We start from the raw sequence: 3,997 nt of genomic DNA on the forward strand, positions 1-3,997 counted from the left end.
CCCCCCCGCAGCCCCCCCCGGCCCCGCGGGCGCCCGCCCCCCCCCCCCCGGGGGGGCCCCCCCCCCCCCGGCCCGCCCGCCCCGCCCCTCAGTCGTTACGCCGGCCGGCTGCTACGCCGCGCCGCCCGCGGACTCCGCGGCGTCGGGCGCCTCCGGCCCCTTCGGCCACTGGAAGTAGCTGCGCTCCTGCGTGACGGGATAGCCGGCCTTGGCGAAGTTGGCGGCCATCGGCTGGTTGCCGAAGTCGGTGTCGGCGACGATCCGCTCCGCGCCCTCGGCCGCGAGCATCCGGGTGCAGTCGGCGAGCAGGTCGTACGCGTAGCCGTGGCCGCGCTGTTCGGGCAGTACGCCGATGAAGCCGACGACCGGCGCGGTGTGGTTGCGCGCCGGCACGTGCAGCCCCACCAGTTCTCCCTCGGCCGTCCACGCGGTGCGCCACCACTCGCGCGGCGAGGGGCACCACTGGAAGAAGTCCAGGTCCTCCTGCGCGGCGGCCTCGTGGCCCGTGGTCTCGATGGTGCGCCGGGCGTGTGCGTCGAGCGTGCCGTGCTGGATGCGGCTCAGGAGGGAGAGGATCGCCGCGTCGTCGGGCTCGGGCCGGAACGTCAGCCGCCCCGGCTGCTCGGGCACCCCGCACTCCGGCGTCCACACGTAGTGGAAGCGGTCGACGAGCCGGGTCATGCCCGCGGCGAGCACGGCGTCGGTACGGGACCGAGCGGCCTGGGCGACCGCCGGGTCCTGCTCCCAGCCCGGCGGCAGCAGCAGGACGTAGTCGGCCCGGAGCGGGGCCGTGCGCAACAGTTCCACGGCCGCGGCGTGGTCGGTGAAGTCGAACCAGTCGAGCGCGACGGGCTCGGTGTCGTCGGGCCCGCCCCACCAGGCGGCGCGGGCCACCACGGTCTCGCCGCGCAGGGCGACCCGGGTCCACTCGGGCCGGTACGTGCCGCCGTCGGCGACGGTGACGTACTTCCGGTCGAAGCGGGCGTGGCCGACCAGCCCGGCATCGGGCAGGGCGTGAAAGAGATGAGCGTCGTGCTCGGAGAGCTGACGGATGACCAGATCGGTCATGGGTTTCCTTCCGGGATGGCGATGCGCTCCCGGTCGGACGACGTCAGACGGAGATCAGCCCACGGGCGGGGCGGGAGCGCGACAAAGACGTGGTGTACATGGCTCCGGCCTCCTTCCGTGATCAAGGGCTTGCTCGAACAATAGGCCGCCCCTGCCGCCGTGTCCACACGTTTGTGCGGGCCGCACGCCGACGGCACCGCGGCTGACGGGGCCACGGACCGACCGCGGCTGACGGGGCCACGGACCGACCGCGGCCGACGGGGCCACGGACCGCCGGAGCTACGGAGCGTCGTCCAGCAACCCCGCGTCATGCGCCAACAGGGCTATCTGCACCCGGTTGTTGAGGTCGAGCTTGGCCAGGATGCGGGAGACGTGGGTCTTGACCGTGGGGACGCTCATGTACAGCGTGCTGCCGATCTCCGCGTTGGACTTGCCGTGCCCGACGGCGACGGCGACCTCGCGTTCGCGGTCGTTGAGCCGGGCCAGCAGCGTGTCCGCCCGGCTGCGCCTGCTGCCCTGGCCGCCGCCGGCGACGTGCTCGATGAGCTGCTGGGTGACGGCGGGGGAGAGCGCCGGGTCCCCGGCGGCGACGCGGCGCACGGCGGCCACGATCTCCGCCGGCGGCGTGTCCTTGAGCAGGAACCCGGCGGCCCCGGCGCGCAGCGCGCGCAACACGTGCTCGTCGGCGTTGAACGTGGTCAGCACGATGACCTCGGGCGGGTCGGCCCGGCGCCGCAGCGCCTCGGTGGCAGCCAGCCCGTCCAGCGTCGGCATGCGGATGTCCATCAGGACCACGTCCGGCGCCAGCCGGTCCACCAGCGGCCCGACCTCGCTGCCGTCGGCGGCCTCGCCGACGATCTCCACTTCGCTGGAGCCGCCGAGCATCAGCCGCAGCCCGGCCCGTACCAACGGATCGTCGTCGACGAGCAGGATGCGGACGCACGGGTGATCGTGATCGTTCATGCGGGCCACGGTAGCCAGGCGCGCAACAGGAAGCCGCCGTCCTCGGTCGCGCCGGACGTCACCCGGCCGCCGGCGAGCGAGGCGCGTTCGGCGAGACCGATCAGCCCCTGCCCCGAGCCGGGTATCGCCGGCCGCCCCCGCCCCGTACGCGCCGCGCCCCGCTCGGGCCCCGCGTCCCGCACCTCCACGGTCAGCCCCGTCCCGGGCCCTCCGGTGACCCGTACGCTCACCGCCGCGTCCGGCGCGTGCTTGCGGGCGTTGGTCAGCCCTTCCTGGACGATGCGGTACGCGGTCCGTCCGGTCGCGTCGGGCACCGGGCCCGGCCCGTCCGTCTCGTCGTGCAGCGCGACGCGCATCGCCGCCTGCCGCGACTCTCCGACCAGCCGCGGCAGGTCGGCAAGTGTCGGCTGCGGCCGGTACGGGACGGCCTCGGGCCCGGCCGGGGCGAGCGGCGCACGGTCCGCGGCCGGCACGTCATCCAGGAGGCCATCCGGTACGTCATCCGGTACGCCCCCCGCCGGGCTCCCGGCAGTCGACGATCTGGCGCCGCCCGACGGTCTCGCGCCATCCGGCGGGCCCTCCGCATGCGCCGCACCCGCCGCGGGCCCGGGGTCGCCGATGGGTGCGCGCAGTACGCCGATGACCTCGCGCAGGTCCTCCAGGGCCTGGTGGGCGCTGGCCCGGATGACGCCGGCGGCCTGCGCGACGTCCCGCGGCGGGGCGTCCGGCCGGTACTCAAGGGCGCCCGCGTGCACGCTCAGCAGGGACAGCCGGTGCGCCAGCACGTCGTGCATCTCGCGGGCGATCCGCTCCCGGGTCAGCCGCTGGGCGCGCTCGGCGCGCAGCGCGGCCTCCGACTCCGCCCGCTGCGCGCGTTCCCGCAGCGAGACCACGAGCTGGCGCCTGGAGCGTACGAACATGCCCCAGCCGATGACCGTGCTGTAGAAGACGGCGCCGGTGATCCACGCGCCGAGATAGCCCAGGTCAGGGTCGGGGTGCACGGCGCTGTTGACGGCGCCGCAGGCCAGCGCGAGGGCGCCGATGGTGACGACGGGCCGCAGTTGCCGGTGCACGGCGACCGAGAACACGGCCACCAGGCTCGGCCCCACCACGAAGTGCGAGAACGTGGAGAGGAGCAGGGCGATCACGGCCACCTGCATCGGCCAGCGCCGGCGCAGCCACAGGACCAGGCACATGGCGCCGCCGAGCAGCAGGTCGCCGAAGACCATCAGCTCCGTCATCCGCGGGTCGGTGACCACGGGTTCGGCGGTCATGAACGAGATCCCCGCGGCCAGCACCATGGCGGTGCTGTCCACGGCCCAGTCGCGGGCCCGCCGCCTGGTCCGCGCCGCCCGGCCCGGGGCGGGCGCCGTGGAGGTGGCTGCCGCTCCGGCGAGCGCTGGCTGATACGTGCTGGTCATACCGGCGAATCTACGCACCACCGGCCGCCCCGCCCTCCCTCGCGACCGGGCCCGCTACCAAAGTTGCAGGGCCGTAGACCTTCGGCGGATGGGGCCGCCGGAACCGCCCGCCTAGCGTCATGGCCATGAAGAAGCTCCTTGAGTGGGTGGGCCTCGGCCTGCTGGTGATCGGTGGGTGCAGCGTGCTCCACCACTACGTGTCCTGGTTCGACAAGTGGGCGGTGGTGGAGAACTTGCCGCTGTTCGAGGGACACAAGCTGTACGTCAGCGGCGCGGTCATCGTGCTGGGTCTGGTCGTACTGCTCGTGAGCGACAAGGTGAGCCCGGAGCCCCGCCCCGCCACCGGCGGCGGGCGCCGGCCGGCGCTCCCCGAGCCGGCGGTTCCCGAACCGGCCTTCGACGCGGACGCGCCCGACTGGCCGTGACGGGGCGGGGCGCCCGGCCGGTGGGACCTCCGCTCTCGGCCCCACCGCCCGCGCGGCGCCCCCCGCCCGAAGCCCGGGGGGGGGGGGGGCCCCCCCCCCCCGGGGGGGGGGGGGGGGGGG

General features: G+C 75.2%; 4 protein-coding genes. 1 reads left to right on the forward strand and 3 read right to left on the reverse strand.

Annotation, left to right across the window (positions count from 1 at the left end):
• Positions 1-111 precede the first annotated feature (111 nt).
• The 3 genes from AAHZ94_RS29860 to AAHZ94_RS29870 form a co-directional block, all read right to left on the reverse strand.
• The gene (locus AAHZ94_RS29860) at positions 112-1,068 is read right to left on the reverse strand and encodes a GNAT family N-acetyltransferase (protein WP_349996831.1); all 957 of its coding nucleotides are present in this window, start codon (positions 1,066-1,068) and stop codon (positions 112-114) included.
• Between the two features lie 279 nt (positions 1,069-1,347).
• Positions 1,348-2,031, reverse strand: coding sequence for a response regulator transcription factor (locus AAHZ94_RS29865; protein ID WP_349996832.1), 684 nt, complete (start codon positions 2,029-2,031; stop codon positions 1,348-1,350).
• The gene (locus tag AAHZ94_RS29870) at positions 2,028-3,452 is read right to left on the reverse strand and encodes a sensor histidine kinase (protein WP_349996833.1); all 1,425 of its coding nucleotides are present in this window, start codon (positions 3,450-3,452) and stop codon (positions 2,028-2,030) included. The genes AAHZ94_RS29865 and AAHZ94_RS29870 overlap by 4 nt, the downstream gene beginning before the upstream one ends.
• A 125-nt stretch (positions 3,453-3,577) precedes the next feature.
• On the opposite strand from AAHZ94_RS29870, the gene AAHZ94_RS29875 reads away from it, so the two are divergent.
• Positions 3,578-3,877: a hypothetical protein gene (locus tag AAHZ94_RS29875; RefSeq protein ID WP_349996834.1), complete on the forward strand. Its 300-nt coding sequence runs from the start codon at positions 3,578-3,580 to the stop codon at positions 3,875-3,877.
• Positions 3,878-3,997: the final 120 nt, after the last annotated feature.

This window comes from Streptomyces sp. HSW2009, from assembly GCF_040240285.1.
In the GTDB taxonomy this organism is placed as follows: domain Bacteria; phylum Actinomycetota; class Actinomycetes; order Streptomycetales; family Streptomycetaceae; genus Streptomyces.

What these genes read in the sequence shown, in the direction of transcription:
- AAHZ94_RS29870 (WP_349996833.1), bottom strand. Translation starts at nt 3,452, where the DNA reads ATGACCAGCACGTATCAGCCAGCGCTCGCCGGAGCGGCAGCCACCTCC.
- AAHZ94_RS29865 (WP_349996832.1), bottom strand. Translation starts at nt 2,031, where the DNA reads ATGAACGATCACGATCACCCGTGCGTCCGCATCCTGCTCGTCGACGAC.
- AAHZ94_RS29860 (WP_349996831.1), bottom strand. Translation starts at nt 1,068, where the DNA reads ATGACCGATCTGGTCATCCGTCAGCTCTCCGAGCACGACGCTCATCTC.
- AAHZ94_RS29875 (WP_349996834.1), top strand. Translation starts at nt 3,578, where the DNA reads ATGAAGAAGCTCCTTGAGTGGGTGGGCCTCGGCCTGCTGGTGATCGGT.